Origin of the sequence: Bacillus sp. FSL W8-0223, from assembly GCF_038006805.1 — a bacterium.
Taxonomy (GTDB): domain Bacteria; phylum Bacillota; class Bacilli; order Bacillales; family DSM-4216; genus Bacillus_O; species Bacillus_O smithii.
The window spans coordinates 729,586-746,983 of record NZ_JBBOVX010000001.1 but is presented as its reverse complement, the minus strand read 5'-3'; the positions used below and the strand labels follow the sequence as shown (position 1 = coordinate 746,983).

Annotated in this window: 12 protein-coding genes and 2 pseudogenes; 6 read left to right on the top strand and 8 right to left on the bottom strand. The window is 38.7% G+C overall.

All coding sequences use genetic code 11. From position 1 onward, the window contains the following. Nucleotides 1–99: 99 nt before the first annotated feature. The 3 genes from NST81_RS03790 to NST81_RS03780 all read right to left on the bottom strand — a co-directional run bounded on the left by NST81_RS03790 (nt 100) and on the right by NST81_RS03780 (nt 2,049). Nucleotides 100–858 (bottom strand): class I SAM-dependent methyltransferase, encoded by a 759-nt coding sequence (locus tag NST81_RS03790; protein WP_341028503.1) that lies wholly within the window; start codon nt 856–858, stop codon nt 100–102. Between the two features lie 70 nt (nt 859–928). Then, a complete protein-coding gene (gene ssuE / locus NST81_RS03785; RefSeq protein WP_048622688.1) occupies nt 929–1,456 on the bottom strand; it encodes an NADPH-dependent FMN reductase in 528 nt (175 codons plus the stop codon). Between the two features lie 164 nt (nt 1,457–1,620). Further along, entirely contained in the window at nt 1,621–2,049 is a 429-nt protein-coding gene (locus tag NST81_RS03780; protein WP_003353872.1) for an acyl-CoA thioesterase, read from the bottom strand. 240 nt (nt 2,050–2,289) lie between these two features. On the opposite strand from NST81_RS03780, the pseudogene NST81_RS03775 reads away from it, so the two are divergent. Then, nucleotides 2,290–2,940: pseudogene (locus tag NST81_RS03775) on the top strand (IS256 family transposase); the annotation flags it as partial. Between the two features lie 612 nt (nt 2,941–3,552). Next, complete coding sequence (locus NST81_RS03770) at nt 3,553–4,596, top strand: IS30 family transposase (protein WP_048622401.1); 1,044 nt, start codon at nt 3,553–3,555, stop codon at nt 4,594–4,596. Between the two features lie 202 nt (nt 4,597–4,798). Here NST81_RS03770 and NST81_RS03765 read toward each other — a convergent pair whose 3' ends face one another. From NST81_RS03765 to ilvE, 4 genes are all read right to left on the bottom strand, one after another. Beyond that, a complete protein-coding gene (locus tag NST81_RS03765) occupies nt 4,799–6,331 on the bottom strand; it encodes an L-lactate permease (RefSeq protein WP_341028499.1) in 1,533 nt (510 codons plus the stop codon). A gap of 101 nt (nt 6,332–6,432) precedes the next feature. Further along, the gene (locus NST81_RS03760; RefSeq protein ID WP_341028497.1) at nt 6,433–8,376 is read right to left on the bottom strand and encodes a putative PEP-binding protein; all 1,944 of its coding nucleotides are present in this window, start codon (nt 8,374–8,376) and stop codon (nt 6,433–6,435) included. A 38-nt stretch (nt 8,377–8,414) separates the two neighbouring features. After that, nucleotides 8,415–9,776: an IS4 family transposase gene (locus NST81_RS03755; RefSeq protein ID WP_087960047.1), complete on the bottom strand. Its 1,362-nt coding sequence runs from the start codon at nt 9,774–9,776 to the stop codon at nt 8,415–8,417. A gap of 195 nt (nt 9,777–9,971) precedes the next feature. Beyond that, nucleotides 9,972–10,880, bottom strand: a complete 909-nt coding sequence (gene ilvE, locus NST81_RS03750) for a branched-chain-amino-acid transaminase (RefSeq protein WP_341028494.1) — start codon at nt 10,878–10,880, stop codon at nt 9,972–9,974. A gap of 294 nt (nt 10,881–11,174) precedes the next feature. Here ilvE and NST81_RS03745 point away from each other — a divergent pair, with 294 nt between their 5' ends. The 3 genes from NST81_RS03745 to NST81_RS03735 all read left to right on the top strand — a co-directional run bounded on the left by NST81_RS03745 (nt 11,175) and on the right by NST81_RS03735 (nt 15,075). Then, the gene (locus NST81_RS03745; protein WP_341028492.1) at nt 11,175–11,729 is read left to right on the top strand and encodes a helix-turn-helix domain-containing protein; all 555 of its coding nucleotides are present in this window, start codon (nt 11,175–11,177) and stop codon (nt 11,727–11,729) included. A gap of 398 nt (nt 11,730–12,127) precedes the next feature. After that, a complete protein-coding gene (locus tag NST81_RS03740) occupies nt 12,128–13,297 on the top strand; it encodes an IS256 family transposase (RefSeq protein WP_341028489.1) in 1,170 nt (389 codons plus the stop codon). Nucleotides 13,298–13,614: 317 nt separating this feature from the next. After that, a complete protein-coding gene (locus NST81_RS03735; RefSeq protein WP_341028487.1) occupies nt 13,615–15,075 on the top strand; it encodes an aldehyde dehydrogenase family protein in 1,461 nt (486 codons plus the stop codon). Between the two features lie 100 nt (nt 15,076–15,175). On the opposite strand, the gene NST81_RS03730 is transcribed toward NST81_RS03735, so the two are convergent. Then, nucleotides 15,176–15,601, bottom strand: a complete 426-nt coding sequence (locus NST81_RS03730; RefSeq protein ID WP_081160204.1) for an OsmC family protein — start codon at nt 15,599–15,601, stop codon at nt 15,176–15,178. A 251-nt stretch (nt 15,602–15,852) separates the two neighbouring features. On the opposite strand from NST81_RS03730, the pseudogene NST81_RS03725 reads away from it, so the two are divergent. Next, nucleotides 15,853–16,980, top strand: a pseudogene (locus NST81_RS03725) (IS256 family transposase). The last annotated feature ends 418 nt before the right edge of the window (nt 16,981–17,398 follow it).

Genomic DNA, 17,398 nt, shown 5'->3' with positions numbered 1-17,398 from the left:
AAAAAGCCTCTCCTCCTTTTCACACTGCTAAAGAACGAAAGGCTTTTGTGGATTATAGCCTCTATTCCAAGACCTAGCACTCTTCCTAAAACGAACCTTCTATTCCTTAAGACCTACGACCCGAATCCTTTTATAATCAGCCATCCATTGACCGTTTTTGAACATTTTTTCTTTCAAAAGCGCTTCTATATCTAAAATGATCTCTTCTTTTGTTTCATCGTCCAGATCTTGAAACATCGGATCTCCAAACATTTTAAGCCAATTTCGCAGACCTTCCTTGCCCAATAAAGGAGTAGGTCTGTCAAAATGAAACGCTGCGGCCACCCGAAAACCATATCGCTCCATCAAAAAAGTGTACTCGCCGACACTTGGATAATACCACGGAATGCGCGCATCAGGATTTTTTATTCCCATTTTTCTGAATATTCCAATCGCAGCATTGACAATCATTTGGACATTCCCTTTTCCGCCGAACTCTGCCACAAATCGGCCTCCTTTTTTCAGCGCTTTGTAAATGCCTTCAAGCGCTTGTTCCGGCGGTTTAATCCAATGAAGAACGGCGTTGGAGAACACGGCATCAAACTCATCCTTAAAAGGAAGATCAAGCGCATTCGCTTGCTGAAATTCAAGATGAGGATACTTTTTTCGTGCTTGTTCGATCATGTTTCCGGATGAATCTATTCCAATCACATCCACCCCTAACATATACAGTTGATTAGCCAAATCTCCAGTTCCACACCCCAAATCTAAAATGCGCTCTCCGTTTTGCGGAGCCAACAAGTCTATCAACTCTGTCCCATTTTGCGAGACAAAAGAATGTTGGTTATCATATAGCTTGACATTCCAATGATCTGTCATGTTCCCATCCCCCTCACTCATTTTTCTGTATTTGCTTGAAAAGAAACCCGCCTATATCGGCAGGTTTCGGTTATGATGGAGAAAATCTGATAAAATCAGCCAAACTGTTGTTCAGTCTATCCTGAATATCCAAATCGATGACGACTTCTCCATTTTCCTTCATCTGCACATGCGAGTCGTGAATGTAAACGCCGCGGGCAATTTGAGTGGCCCCGATGACTGAAAGAAGCGGATTTAGAACATATTCAATCGTCAGCAAGTGCGACATCGTTCCTCCCACCATGATCGGAAACACTGATTTTCCCTTTAAAATATCCATTGGCAGCAAATCGATAAACGCCTTTAATGCACCCGGTATGGATGCTTTGTAAACCGGGGATATCACGACGAATCCATCCGCTTCTTCGATTTTTTGCTTATATTGTTGGATAGCCGTACTATGAAAATCAGCATAATAAACATCCTCAGCCGGCAAGTCCCGAATGGATATCACTTCCGCTTGATGTCCGATCGATTCTAAACGGTTTTTTAAAAAATCGGCGATCGAATCAGATCGGCTGGGCCGCAGCGGGCTGCCAACCAAAATCACGCATTTCATTTTTTTCCCACCTTTACTGGACAACGATGAAATCGCCATATTCAATCCTGTTATTTTTTCTAATTTCCCCGCATTCTTACTATATCATACTTTGAAGCAGGACAGGCCCGGCCGACGTTTTGCCGGCAAGAAGAAAAAATCTTCGTGTTTTAAGAGCTTGTCTATTATTTTTTCTTTATTTCTTCATATTTTTGAAACCAATCAGGAAATGCTTTTTTAAATTGAACAGGCTTGAATTCGCCTTTTTCATCTTTGCGAACCACGATGTGCGTCGTACTTCCTTCCGCACATACTTCCCCATCTCCGTTTACGATTTGAAAACCGTATTCTGTCTTTAAGCCTTGATTTTTTTCAACCCACGTCTTAACAAACACTTTATCTCCGAGCTTTAATGATTTTCTATAAGTAATATTCAGATTGTATACCGGAGCATAATACCCCGCTTTTTCCATGTCCAAATAGTCAAAGCCGACATCCTTTATGAGCTTTTCCCTTCCCAATTCAAGCCATTTAATATAGTTCGCATGATAGATGACGCCCATCATATCCGTGTCAGCATAGGATAGTTCAATTTCTTTTACCGCTATATACATTTCATGATTTCCTTTCTACGTCAAAATCGTCCATTTTTTTCTATCATATCACATGGCTTGAATCAGCGTCTCTTTTTCCATCCTTTATCCACTTCATTTTTGAATAAAACAACTATTTTTAGATGCAAAAATAGATGATGTATAAAATTTTGTGTAAAGCATTTGACTAGCTCAAAAGAAAAAAGGTAGGGTATTCTCTGATTGGACGAAAAACATTCCAGAGAAAGGAGAACCCTACCTATGTCTAAAAGTATACCGAATGTAGACTGGGCTCATCGACTGGTAAGTGTGATTCGTCAGTTTGTGAAAGAAAAATTAGAGCTGATTACGCGGGAAGAAATCAAAAATTTCCTCGAAATCGAACAGTCAGACACATCCAATTGAGAAACGGCTACTATCAACGAAATCTAGATACACAATATGGCCGGATGGAAGGGCTTTTGGTCCCAAGAGACCGAAATGGAGAATTTCAAACGCAGCTGTTTGCCCCTTACCAACGACAAACCGGCTGGCTGGAAGAAGCCATCATCAAGATGTATCAAAGCGGCATGAGTACACGGGAATTTGGCAAGTGGGTCGAACGAATTCTAGGAAATGCCTATTCTCCTACGACGATCAGCCGTATATTACTGATGTCGTAAAGGAAGATATCGAAAATGGCACACTCGTCCACTACCCAAGCGTTATTCGGTCTTATATTTGGACGGCTTGTACGTGAAACTTCGCCGCGATACGGTAGAAAAAGAAGTTATTTATGTGGTGTTAGGAGTAAATGAAGAAGGGTATCGCGAAATTCTCAATTTTTTCGTGGGAGGACAAGAAAGCGCCTATGGATGGCGGGAGATTCTCCAACAGCTCTACAAAAGAGGCGTCAAGGAAGTGCTTCTAGGTTAATAAGAAATGGGCAGGAAGAAAGTTACGAGGATTTGCCGAAGCACATGAAGCTCTTCAACGAATGTTTTAAGAACATTACAATTAACCAAATAATGTAAATAAATGAGATAAGGGGATTCTCCCTTTCCACACAGGAGACTGAATATTCAGTCTCCTGTGTGGAGAAAACAGCCCCCTCTATTCTAAAATTCATTTCAGAGATACCCTATCTATCTTGCATTACACAAAATTCTTGACAGTACCAGTCCATATAATTGTGTAAAAAGGAAATAGAAAAAGAGCCATGTTGCTTCCCCTTTGGTAGAATAAACAGTGAACACAAAACACCAAACATAAGGAGGAATGCAACAACGGCACAATATCATGAGAGGGGGCATTTCTTTCTTATAACTAGTCATATACTATACATTGAGTTTATTGTAATCCCCCTGCTTAGTCCCCTGTCCTTCATGTCAACTTAGACTTAACTAAAATTTCTAAACAATCATGTAAAAAAATTCAAACGGCTAGTTGTATAATCAAATGCAACAAGCATAAAAAATGAAAAACCATAGATAAACCACGTATGATTAAGTCGACTAAAACAATATCGATACGGAGGATTTATCTATGGCAATTACTAATTCTACCATAGGAGCTCGGCATTTCAAACACTTAACGGCTTATGACCGTGGGAAAATTGCGGCCTTACACGCTGCTGGTAAGACTCAACAGGAGATTGCAGATTATGTTGGTTGTCACAAAAGCACCATCTCCCGTGAGTTAAGAAGAGGTACAGTGCCACAAAGAAAAAGCAACGGGAAAATTGTTCATGTCTATTTTCCAGACACAGGTCAACTTCTCTATGAGAGAAACAGGAAAGCCTGTGGCCGCAAGCTAAAACTAGACGATGCCATCGAGTTTATTAAGTATGCCGAAACTCAGATCCTTGATAAGAAATGGTCTCCTGATGCGGTATGTGGGAGAGCCAAACGTGATGGGAAATTCAAAGACAAAATGGTTTGCACCAAGACCCTTTATAACTATATTGATCTAGGACTTATAGGCGTTAAAAACATTGACCTACCTATGAAAATTACCCTGAACACCAAGAAAAAACGTAACCGGAAGAATAAGAAGATCTTAGGACGCAGTATCGATGAGCGACCAATTGAAGTCAATGAACGCCAAGAGTTTGGTCACTGGGAAATTGATACGGTTATAGGCAAGAAGACTAAAGATCAGGCCTTATTGACTCTTACTGAGCGCAAAACCCGTAAAGAAATAATTTTGAGAGTGACAGCCAAGGATAGTCTATCCGTTTCAGAAGTCATATCTCAGTTGAAAGTGTCTTATGGTAATCGGTTCTCTAAAGTGTTTAAAACCATTACGGCTGATAACGGTTCTGAATTTGCTGACCTCGGCCTTAGTGTTGAAAAAGATCTAACAGAGGTTTATTTTACACACCCTTACACATCCTGTGAACGAGGAACCAACGAGCGTCATAATGGCCTTATTAGGCGCTTCATACCAAAGGGGAGACCCATTTCCTCTGTGGCAGACGAAACCATTACCTATGTTGAAAATTGGTGTAACCATCTTCCAAGGAAGATCCTCAATTATCGTACACCTGAGGAGTGTTTCCAAATAGAGTTAGCTGGCTTAGCTTCTTAACCTTAAGCCAGCTAACCCAAAGGGTTGGTTTTTAGCAACTTGACAAAGAGCCTCTGCGGGCATGGCTACCAGCCATGAAGCCAGGTATACGGTACTGGCTGGGCCAACCAGGCTACCATGCCCGCCACTCCACGTCAAGTCGCGCAGAGTGTCCCGATTCTACTTAATCATGGGTTATCTGGTCTTTCAATACTTGTTGCATTTAATATTGCAATTTAAGAAAAAAATTCAAACATAATATAAAAATAATTATAATCAACATAGCCGTTAGAGATATTGGAAGAATATCTCGTACCAATTGTCCCTCATTTCCTGAATTTTTTGTAATGGAAGCAACTAATGCAACCCTAGATGGTGAAGCCATAGTCATATTAGATGCTGAAACATTTTGGGATGTAGCATACAACAGTTCTGAACTATGTAATTTATTTGCCATTGTGCTTTGAAAATGTGAGAACATTGCATTAGAAGCACTGTTGCTGCCACTCATAAATCCACCGATTGCACCGATTATAGGAGATGCAATAATAAACCAAGAACCCAATAAAGCGGCCACATTTGTCGCGATAAAATCTGTCATTCCAGATTGTTGCATTACACTGGACATAGCAACAAATCCGATTGTTGCCATACTTGCTGGATATACTTGTTGTGACGTTCTAATAATGCAGGATTTGAACTGAAACATTTTTAAACGGTATATCCCAATGGTCACAATAGAAGCTAAAAACAATGCAAATCCCGGGCTATACAAGAGTTCTAAATGAAAATTATATTTTGGTAATCTAACCACCATTACATTAGTAAGGATTAATTTCAAAGACGAATAAAAATGTGATATAAAGATATAAGTCGTTAAAATAAGGTAAGGTATAATAGCTTTTAGAAAATCCCTTTTATTTGTTAGAAGAGTTGATTTTGATACCGCAACTTCTTTAGCAAATTTTTTGTAAATTAACTCTTTTAATTTCCAATAAGTTATCAAACATAAAGGGGATGTAAATCCTGCTAATACACCAGCTAATTCCGTTGAAACATAAGCGCTTATCAACCATGTTGTTAATGATAACGTTGTTGAAACAATTAATATCTCTAAAAAGTAATTTTTTATAGCTCTCTTCCCTCCACTAATGATAACTACCATTACTGTATAAAAAAAATAAAGAGGAATACTTACTAAGGCGCTATACTTTCCCAGTTCATTGAGGGGGACACTCGATAATTCAGCGTTGATTACTGTTCCAATAGCAAGCGCCCCCCATGGAACAGCAGACTGCGTCAATAAAGACAAAAGAGCCGCCTTTCTTGGTTGAAAGCCTAACGAAAGATATAGGGGGGCGGCTATAACAATTCCGATACCAAAACCACTAGTTGCTTCAAGAAAAGGACCTAATGCTGAGGAAATTAGTAACCCTTGTTCTACCGGTGAGCTACAAAAAACAGATAATCTGTTAGAAATAATGTTAATAGCCCGGCTTTCACTTAATACGTTATATAAAAGTAACCCAAATATCAAAACATAAATAACAGTAATTGATATCAATAAACCTTGGATAGAGGAATGTAATAAATCTTTTAATGATGTTTCAAAATGGAAAGGCAACAGTGATATGATAACCGCCAACAAATATGAATATATTGCTGTGTGCATTCCTGAAATTTTTAGCCAAATCAAACAAACTAGAGCTAATAAAATTGGTGATACAGACAGTATAAAGTTAAAAAAAAGTTGCATTGTATCTACACACCCTTTCTTGAACGTTTGTTTTTTGATAAGAAAAAAGGTAAAAAAAAGTTTTGAATGCTCATCGTCAAAACTCTCTTCTCTTTATGAGCTTAAAATTCCACTAAAGATGCTTGTGCGCTAGCAAATAGTGAAAACAGAATACGTTCAGGGGGTGTGGATACATAATTTAAACCGAGGGGTGCCGCATGACGAGTTAACCATTGAACAGATTCCCAGTCTCCTGCAATTTCACCCCCCAAGCCAATTAAGTAATCACGGTTATTAATTCTTCGTAAATTGCGAATACGTCGCAAACTTGTCACAATTGCTTTACCTACAATTTGAGTATTTATTGTTTGAAAAGGGCTTCTATTCATTATCCCGAGTTGAACATAGCTAGGAATAATGGAATTAGCTGAATCCGTGCGATTCATATTTAGACACGCAGCGGTAAAATCATTGCCACCGAACAAAACACCATTTAACAAATAATTTTTCCCTTTCAAATCCAAAATATCTTCTATTAAATGAAACGCTCCAGACGTTTCTATCATTACCGATATACCGCGAATCCAGTCACATTTGGTTTCAATCATTTCTCTTATCTTTCGCTCAAACACCTCAATAAACATCTCAACTTCTTGAGGGAACGTTACCATGGATAAGAGAATCTGGATTTGTGTTTTTATCCCTTCATCATTAGCTCTTTTTGCTGCTTTTAGTAAACCTTCACACCAAAGTTCGCATATATCTTCACGTTGAACAGTAACCCTTACACCACGACAACCATGGTACGTCTCAGTTTCATTTGTGAGAACATTTACTCGATTTCTAATATCCTTTTCATCTAAGTCGAACTTCTGAGAGAAACGTTTCACATCAAATTTTTCTGTAAAAATCATCTTAAATGGCATACATAATAATCTGATGACCGCAATTTTGCCTACCCCAACTTTAAATGTTTGATAAAGAAGATTAGAGAAAATTTCTACATATTTGTTTTTGAATTTGTTGAAATGTTTACCAACAACATCCGGACCTAGAAAAATCAATCTCATCAAATCAATTGCCTCTGGATCATTCCACATACGTTCATCACGTAAAAGACCAAGTGCATATTTATCTTCTCTAACCTTGATGACCACTCGGTTATCGTCATCTATCGAGATATGGCTTGCATACAAAAGTGTTTGAACCATTCCTTTTGTAGTATGGGCTGTGGCAAATACCTCTAAATCAGTTACATCTTGGGCATGGTGAACAAGCTCTTGGAATAACTGAAACTCTTCTGATTGAATAGAATCAATGAGCCATTGTTTGTTTTGTTGGAAAGTATTTGTCTCAACTATACAAGTGTATGCCTTTAATGGACCTACCATCTCAATAGCTTCTAAATAACATTGGGTAAGCAGTTTATAAACTTTAGCAATTAACGGCTCTTCTACGAGCAATTCACCCTTATATATTCTTCCATGCCTTCCGCTCATTGAAAGAAATTGTCCTTCAAGAATTTCGATGTTATTTCCATATATGGAAAAATAGACCTTTCGTATAGGTTGTTCAATTTCTATATAACTTCCATCTTTAAAAAAATATTTATAGGTCATTTGGTCTTGTTCTTCAATATAAGTGCAATTCACTCCCACTATAGATGGAATTCCTTCGCAACTTGCCTGAACCGGACAAAATGTTGTACGACCTTTTTGATTGGTGAAGAAACCTCTAATAGATTGAATGAGACGAAAATCTTCGAGATCTCCGTATGGGGTTGAATAAATTAAATCAATCTTCGTATTTCTTCTTCTTGCTTCATCTAATAGCTTCTCTCCTAATTCTCGATTCAATACTAACTGCCCAGTAACATCACCTGGTAATATCCCATCACCTTCTCCAACCAATAATTCTATTCCTGTATATCTAAACGATGGTAACAACATTTCCATCAAGTGAGTTTCTGTTAAGTCAATTAATGTTTCACTTATAGTACTTTTTCCGGACGATAAATTGGAAAGTAAAGTCTTATAATTTTGTTCAATATTTGTTGTAAATAACAATTTTATCTACCACCTTTAATTTTATAAATTTAATTAACTCAACTTTCGCACACAGAAATATTTAAGCATTGCTTGATATAATTAGGTATAGTGGCCAACCATTTATTCATTTGATTTTTAAAGATGTCCATGTTCAAAGAAACCTCGGCTTCCGCCAAAGTTTGGAAAAGGTCAATAAGTGATTGAAGGGCAGTAATAAAATCTATGTCTTTTACATCTTCGCAAAGGATGTAAAAAAGGTTGCCAATCGTCTTAGGATCCTCCTCTTTTCGCATTTGCCAAGCAATGAGAATATATCGTGTAAAAACAATGGTTGTATGGCTAATTAACATGTCGTAGGAACGTCCCTGGAATTCTTTCTCTAAATTTAAAAGGGATTTATTGCATTTGAAGAAGACTTCAATGTCCCAACGCATGCCGTAAATACGAATGATCTCTTCATTTTCTAATGTTGTATCTGTGCTGAGAATGGCAAGCCATTCGCTCCGTTTATTACGGTTTCGTACAAATAGAATTTTTACTGGAATTCCATTGTCTAAAGTAGCATAAACGGATCCGCGAATGTCTTTTTTACCCATGTGAGGTTTTGCCAATTTGTAAAGTTGATTCAGTGTGAAACGTTCACCATTGTAAACGTATCGCTGCTTTAATTGCTTCACCAAGCCAATGACAAATAACCCTTTGTTCGTAATCTTCTCAATTAAAGGCGCTTGTGTAAACCAGGAATCCATGAGAACATAGTCAGCTATAATCCCTTTTTCAAGCGCATGATCAAGTAAAGCTGAAGCCACGTCCGGTTTTGATTTCAGAGCTTCCTGGCGACGCTTATAGCCAGATGTTCGTTTATCAATATTGGTATTGATTTCTTGCAGGCGATTTTCCTTTTTCGGTGAACTTAGAAGAGCAAAATCAACGGGAATAAAAGTAAAACTATCGGTCCAGCCAAGGGTAAGCATTTGAAACCCTTTCAAGTACTGATGGGTAGAGTGATCAAAAACCTTAGCCAACAGTTCAACCGACTTACTACGGTTTCTTGAAAAGACAGAATCATCAATCACAAAAGCTGTGACACGATCTTTTGAAGTTAATGGTTGAAGCAGACGGATCATTTCACTGCTTAATGAAAGCAGAAACTTTCTCCAATGATAGGTTGGTGTATTTAAAAAGCGATAGACTGTATCCTTTCCGGGCAGATCCTGAGATCGTTTACTCATAAAAGCACGAAACCAGTTCTTATATTGGAAGACTAAAAGAAAAATCAGTTTGAAAACAGTAAGACAAGAATACCCGGAAAGTTTCGTAATATTCGCTTTTCTTAAATGATATCCAATATTTAATTCGGAAAATCCTTGTTTAATTTCTTTTGGTAATTGCGCAAAGTAGTCTTTATTCGTTATCATAGTGGTGACACCTTTCTTTTGGATTTGGTTTCGTCACCAATATTTTACCAAAAGAATAGGTGTCTTTCTTTATGTTTTAAAAAATGTCAAATGATAATTTTGTACTTCCCAAAACCATTTACATCAAGCATTTAAACAAGATTTTGGACTGCGAAAGCTGAGTTAATTAATAAAATAATTAATATTCAAATAATTTTAAACAAACTGTTTTTCTATAGGTGTTCCAAATTTCGGGTTAAGAGTTCTTTCACGAAATCGTGACATAATTTGTTTTGTAATTTCCCCAACACATCCACTACCGATCTCAATATTATTAACTTTGGTCACTCCTACAATTTCAGCATGTGTCCCAGTTATAAAAACTTCATCGGCATTGATCAATTCATACGGTGTTATATCGCGTTGTACTACAGACAGTCCCATTTCTTTAGCAATTTCAATAACGTTTTGACGAGTGATTCCTAATAAAATTCCATTTCCTGAATGCGGAGTGGCAATTTCGCCATTTGAATAGATAAATATATTACAAATGGGAGATTCAGAGATAAATCCTCTCGAATCAAGAAGTATAGCATCATCAGCGTTGTATTGAATGGCTTCCATTTTTCCCTGAATACTATTAAGATAATTTAGAGATTTGATTTCATGAGATGTTGCATCGATGGCATCTCGGCGAATCGAAACAATCGCCATTGATATTCCCTTTGTTAAAGCATCAGTTCCATGGACATTCGGTAAATCTTCAACAATAATAATGAGGGATGGACGTTTACACGAACGAGGATCAGGGCCAATTGCTCCATTCCCCCTTGTAACTAATAACCGTATATAGGCATTATTTAACCGATTCTTCCTTAAAGTTTCTAATACGAATTCGCCAATCTCTTGCTTATTATAAGGAATTTCCATTCTCAGGCTTTTTGCTGATTTCATCAACCTTTCCAAGTGCTCATTCATTTGAAAGACATATCCGGAATAACAGCGCATTCCTTCGTAGATACCGTCCCCATATAATAATCCATGATCGTAAACACTAATCTTTGCATGTTCTTTAGGATAAAATTCACCATCAATAAAAACTAATGTCGAGATCAGTTTTATCACCCCTATGTATTGTTATTGATAACAATAGTTTTTAGAGTTTTTTTGTGTTAACATTGGAGAATTAATAAATATCACTTTTTTCCATAGTTTAAATTCCACTATAGTGGATATATTTCCATATTATTACTAAATTACCATGAAAGTCAAGACAAAAATTCCACTATAGTGTAATATAGTTATGTATCAAATTGATTTTCCGCCATATAATGAAACTTTCCATTCGACCTTTTGATTAACTTAAACATTTATATTATATCTTTTTTCAAACTGAACTTATTGCAGGAGGGATTCATCATGAGTTTCGGGGAAAACGTTAAAAAAGCTAGAAAATCTAAGTCACTTTCTTTACAGGAATTATCTGATCGCTGTGGAGTAAGTCGCTCTATGCTTTCGCAAATCGAAAGAGGGGAAAAAAACCCTACTATCCAAGTGGCTTGTCAAATTGCAGAAGGTTTAGATATGACCCTTTCACAATTATTAGGAGAAGATGCTAGAAAAGAGGTGATTGTTATAAAAAAGGAGGAAAGATATATTTATAAGGATGAACATAGTGGTTTTGAAAGACATCTTTTATCTCCTTCTTTCCCATCAAGGGGGATCGAATTTATTTTAAATATTATTCCTTATAAAAAAGCTTCAGGAATTTTCCCAAAGCACAAAAAAGGAGTTAAGGAGTATATCTCGGTAGCTAAGGGTAAATTAAGAGTAAAATTAGGAAATGAAACGTATGACTTAGAAGAAGGCGATTCCATGTATTATGAAGCAGATATTGAACATAGTTTTACCAATATAGGTCATGAAGACTGCCACTATTATCTAGTGATTAATTCGAACAATGTATATTTGTAAGCGGTTTCTAAATAATAATTCACTATAGTAAACTAAACTACTTTTACAATAACTAATATTTAACTATCTCCTAACACTCAGTTGCAGGAAAGGTTGTTTCATTTACGTATTCTTAAACAAAAAGATATTCTTTCGTTCTTACTCATCCTGTACTAATGGTGTTATGTCAAGAAACTAGACACAGAAAATAGAGACTTTTTTTACCGCACTTCGCATGCTGACCTTGTCAGGGAATGAAAAGTATTATCATCTCTCATCCCCTGACAAGGAAAAAGATTACTGGTATTGCGATGATGTATAAAATTTTGTGTAAAGCATTTTGCTAGAACAAAAGAAAAAAGGTAGGGTATTCTCTGATTTGGACCACAACACATTCCAGAGAAAGGAGTACCCTACCTATGTCTAAAAGAAGTATACCGAATGTCGACTGGGCAAATCAACTGGAAAATGCCATTCGTCAGTTTGTAAAAGAAAAATTAGAACTGATTATGCGGGAAGAAATCAAAAATTTCCTCGAAATCGAACAGGCTGGAACGCCGAATATGAGAAACGGCTACTATCAACGAAATCTAGATACACAATATGGCCGGATGGAAGGGCTTTTGGTCCCAAGAGACCGAAATGGAGAATTTCAAACGCAACTGTTTGCCCCTTGCCAACGACAAACCGGCTGGCTGGAAGAAGCCATCATCAAGATGTATCAAAGCGGCATGAGTACACGGGAAATTGGCAAGTTTATCGAACGAATTCTAGGAAGCACCTATTCTCCTGCGACGATCAGCCGGATTACCGATGTCGTGAAGGAAGACATCGAGAAATGGCACGCTCGTCCACTACACAAGCGTTATTCGGTCTTATATTTGGACGGCTTGTACGTGAAACTTCGCCGAGATACGGTAGAGAAAGAAGTTATTTATGTGGTATTGGGGGTGAACGAAGAAGGGTATCGTGAAATTCTTGATTTCTTCGTAGGAGGACAAGAAAGCGCCTATGTATGGCAGGAGATTCTCCAACAGCTCTACAAAAGAGGCGTCAAGGAAGTGCTTCTGGGCGTATTCGATGGACTACCGGGTTTAGAGGAAGCCTTTAAGGCGGTTTATCCGAAAGCCGATGTGCAGCGCTGTGTCGTTCACAAAGTCCGCAACACCCTCAGCCGTGTTCGGAAAAAAGATCAATTCGAAATGGCGGAGGACCTGAAACTCATTTATCGTTCTCCGAATAAAGAAATCGCATTGGAGATGTTTCAACAGTTTCAATCCAAATGGTCTCACAAATACCCAAGGGAAGTCCAATCTTGGGCCAATGAGTTGGATGTCCTTCTCACCTTTATGGACTATCCAAGCAGTATTCGAAGTGTGATTTATACGACCAATGCCATCGAACGAACGATCAAGGAGATTCGGAAACGCCTAAAACCGATGAACAGTTTGAGCAGTTTAGAAGCCGCTGAAAAAGTCGTGTATTTGACCATCCAAGATTTTAATGAGAAATGGGCAGGGCGAAAGTTGCGAGGATTTGCCGAAGCGCAAGAAGCCCTTCAACGAATGTTTGAAGAACGTTATTGTTAACCAAATATTGTAAATAAACAAAATAAGGGGATTTTCCCTTTCCACACAAGAGACTGAATATTCAGTCTCTTGTGTGAAGGAAACCGGTTCCCTATCCATTCCAAATCCATTTCAGAGATACCCTATCTATCTTACATTACACAAAATTCTTGACGGTACCGTATTTTTCTAACTATTCGTGATTGTCTATGAATCTACGGAAAAATCTTTTGTCATTCACTCGCGTTTTATCCTAAAAGGTTGAATAACGTAATGCATAACAAAAATCATGAGTGTAAAAAATAGGATTGTCACTGTATACAAAGGAGGTGTCTCTGATGGAACGATATGAACAATTCAACAAAAGTTTCATCAACGGCGAATGGGTCGATGGACTTAGCGAACGGACATATGGTAACTTAAACCCGTATGACAATTCCGTTATTGCAACCATTCGTCTGGCAACGAAAAAACAGCTTGCCGAAGCGTTTGACGTCGCCAAACAAGCTCAAAAAGAATGGGCGAACACACCCCCAGAAGAGAAAAAGGAAGTGCTCCGCAAAGCGGCGGAATATTTACGTTCCAATCGGGATGCAATTATGGATATGATCGCCCGCGAAACAGGCGGAAGCATCATTAAGGCGAATGTGGAAGTCGATTTATCGATTGGGCTTGTCGAAGAAGCAATCAACATGGTCGATGAATTGACAAAAGTGAAGGAAATTCCGTCGGAAACAGAAGGAAAAATCAACCGGATTTATCGCCTGCCATTAGGGGTCATCACATCGATTTCTCCGTTTAACTTTCCAATGAATTTGTCGATGAGAACAATCGCCCCAGCGATTGCGTTAGGAAATAGCGTCGTACATAAGCCGGATATCCAAACATGCTTCACAGGCGGCTCCATCATCGCAAGAGCCTTTGAATATGCCGGATTGCCAAAAGGAGTTTTAAACGTCATTCTCACCGATATCGATGAAATCGGCGACGATATGTTAACCAATCCGAATTCACAGCTTATTAGTTTTACTGGTTCGACCGCTGTCGGCAAGCATATCGGAGCGATCGCAGGCGGAATGTTAAAACGCGTCGCGCTAGAGCTTGGCGGTAACAACCCGTTTGTCGTTCTTGCTGATGCCAATGTGGATCGTGCCGTTGACGCAGCAATATTCGGCAAGTTTATCCATCAAGGGCAAATTTGTATGATTATTAACCGCATCATTGTCCATAAAAACCATTATGATGAGTTTGTCGAAAAATTCGTCGAACGGGCGAAAGCGCTTCCGTATGGCGACCCGCGCGATCCGAAAACGATCATCGGTCCGCTGATTAACGAAAAACAAATCGAAAAAGCCTTGGCGATCATTGAAGAAGCGAAAAAAGAAGGTGCCAAAGTGGCGCTCGAAGGAAAGCGAATCGGCAACATTTTAACGCCGACTGTATTTGTCGATGTCGATAATAACAGCAAACTGGCACAAACCGAATTGTTCTCCCCAATCGCGACCATTATTAAAGCTGAATCCGATGACGAGGCGATCGCGATGGCGAACGATACCGAATATGGTTTAAGTTCAGCGATTTTCACCGAAGATTTAAGCGAAGGCGAACAATTAGCCTTACAAATTGAAAGCGGTATGACACATATTAACGATCAGACGGTCAATGATAGCCCGACCGTCCCGTTTGGCGGCACAAAATCCAGCGGTATCGGACGGTTCGGAAACCCGTGGGTTGTGGAAGAGTTTACGATGACAAAATGGGTATCGGTTCAAAAGGAGTATCGCCGCTATCCGTTTTAGTAGTCCAAGAAAAAGGGGCCGACCGAAAAGCAGAATTGCTTTCCAATCAGCCCCTTTTAAAATTCGCTTGTATTGGCGTGAATCGTGACTTGTTGGATTTTTACAACTGTTTTTCCCCTTTCACACCATTAATCGAGTAGCTTGCCGTAATGTTGGCATTTAACGAATGGGATACAGAGCAGTACTTCTCTTTAGACAATTGAATGGCACGGACGACTTTGTCCTCTGGCAAATCCCCTTCTAACACATAATGAATGTGAATATCCGTAAACCGTTTCGGATGATCGTCCGCACGGGTTCCTTCCACTTCCATATAAAACGAACGAACCTCAAGTCGCATTTTTGTCAAGATCGATATAATGTCAATTCCCGTACATCCGGCAAGCCCATGTAAAATCAATTCCATCGGTCTCGCTCCAGAATCTTGCCCCCCTGCTTCTTTGGAGGCATCCATCGGGATTTCCACTCCCGAAGCGCTCATCCCTGTAAATGACATTTGCCCATTCCACGTCACTTTCGCTTTCACTTTTTCTTCCTCCTCTTTTTGCTCCAGCGGTGAAATAAATGATGTTACTATTCAGTTTACTTTGCCAAAAAAATAAATGCAAAAAAAAATATCTTTTCGTATACAGATGATGTATAAAATTTTGTGTAAAGCATTTGACTAGCTCAAAAGAAAAAAGGCAGGGTATTCTCTGATTGGACGAAAAACATTCCAGAGAAAGGAGAACCCTACCTATGTCTAAAAGTATATCGAATATCGACTGAGCAAATCAACTGGAAAATGCCATTCGTCAGTTTGTGAAAGAAAAATTAGAGCTGATTACGCGGGAAGAAATCAAAAATTTCCTCGAAATCGAACAGTCAGACACATCCAATTGAGAAACGGCTACTATCAACGAAATCTAGATACACAATATGGCCGGATGGAAGGGCTTTTGGTCCCAAGAGACCGAAAGAGAGAATTTCAAACGCAGCTGTTTGCCCCTTACCAACGACAAACCGGCTGGCTGGAAGAAGCCATCATCAAGATGTATCAAAGCGGCATGAGTACACGGGAATTTGGCAAGTGGGTCGAACGAATTCTAGGAAATGCCTATTCTCCAACCACGATCAGCCGTATATTACTGATGTCGTAAAGGAAGATATCGAAAATGGCACACTCGTCCACTACCCAAGCGTTATTCGGTCTTATATTTGGACGGCTTGTACGTGAAACTTCGCCGCGATACGGTAGAAAAAGAAGTTATTTATGTTGTGTTAGGAGTAAATGAAGAAGGGTATCGCGAAATTCTCAATTTTTTCGTGGGAGGACAAGAAAGCGCCTATGGATGGCGGGAGATTCTCCAACAGCTCTACAAAAGAGGAGTCAAGGAAGTGCCTCTGGGCGTATTCGATGGACTACCGGGTTTAGAGGAAGCCTTTAAGGCGGTTTATCCGAAAGCCGATGTGCAGCGTTGTGTTGTTCACAAAGTCCGTAACACACTTAGTCGTGTTCGGAAAAAAGACCAATTCGAAATGGCGGAGGATCTGAAACTCATTTATCGATCTCCGAATAAAGAAATCGCGCTGGAGATTTTTCAGCAGTTTGAGTCGAAATGATCTAGTAAGTATCCGAGAGAAGTCCAGTCTTGGGCCAATGAGTTGGATGTCCTCCTTACATTTATGGATTATCCAAGCAGTATTCGAAGTGTGATTTACACGACCAATGCCATTGAACGAACGATCAAAGAGATTCGGAAACGCCTAAAACCGATGAACAGTTTGAGCAGTTTAGAAGCCGCTGAAAAAGTCGTATATTTGACGATACAGGACTTTAACGAGAAATGGGCAGGGCGAAAGTTGCGAGGATTTGCCGAAGCGCAAGAAGCCCTTCAACGAATGTTTGAAGAACGTTATTGTTAACCAAATATTGTAAATAAACAAAATAAGGGGATTCTCCCTTTCCACACAGGAGACTGAATATTCAGTCTCCTGTGTGGAGGAAATCGAACCCCTATCCATTCCAAATCCATTTCAGAGATACCCTATCTATCTTGCATAACACAAAATTCTTGACGGTACCAAATCATTTTTTGATTGCTATAACGCTTTCAATAAAATTTTTATAATGCCCTAATTTCATGCAAAAAAAAACGAAAATTTGAAAAAACTCGACTCAATCAGCCTTTGTCAGTTGTCATTTGTAGTATTTTGTATTAATATGTAAAAAAAGTATAATAAGAAAGTTTCTACAAACCTTTTATACACACTCTTATAGATAAAATAGATGTGTATTTTTTCGTGAAAAAGTTAAAAAATTATCAACATAAAGAAAATAAGA

What these genes read in the sequence shown, in the direction of transcription:
- NST81_RS03790 (WP_341028503.1), bottom strand. Translation starts at nt 858, where the DNA reads ATGACAGATCATTGGAATGTCAAGCTATATGATAACCAACATTCTTTT.
- ssuE (WP_048622688.1), bottom strand. Translation starts at nt 1,456, where the DNA reads ATGAAATGCGTGATTTTGGTTGGCAGCCCGCTGCGGCCCAGCCGATCT.
- NST81_RS03780 (WP_003353872.1), bottom strand. Translation starts at nt 2,049, where the DNA reads ATGTATATAGCGGTAAAAGAAATTGAACTATCCTATGCTGACACGGAT.
- NST81_RS03770 (WP_048622401.1), top strand. Translation starts at nt 3,553, where the DNA reads ATGGCAATTACTAATTCTACCATAGGAGCTCGGCATTTCAAACACTTA.
- NST81_RS03765 (WP_341028499.1), bottom strand. Translation starts at nt 6,331, where the DNA reads ATGCAACTTTTTTTTAACTTTATACTGTCTGTATCACCAATTTTATTA.
- NST81_RS03755 (WP_087960047.1), bottom strand. Translation starts at nt 9,776, where the DNA reads ATGATAACGAATAAAGACTACTTTGCGCAATTACCAAAAGAAATTAAA.
- NST81_RS03745 (WP_341028492.1), top strand. Translation starts at nt 11,175, where the DNA reads ATGAGTTTCGGGGAAAACGTTAAAAAAGCTAGAAAATCTAAGTCACTT.
- NST81_RS03740 (WP_341028489.1), top strand. Translation starts at nt 12,128, where the DNA reads ATGTCTAAAAGAAGTATACCGAATGTCGACTGGGCAAATCAACTGGAA.
- NST81_RS03735 (WP_341028487.1), top strand. Translation starts at nt 13,615, where the DNA reads ATGGAACGATATGAACAATTCAACAAAAGTTTCATCAACGGCGAATGG.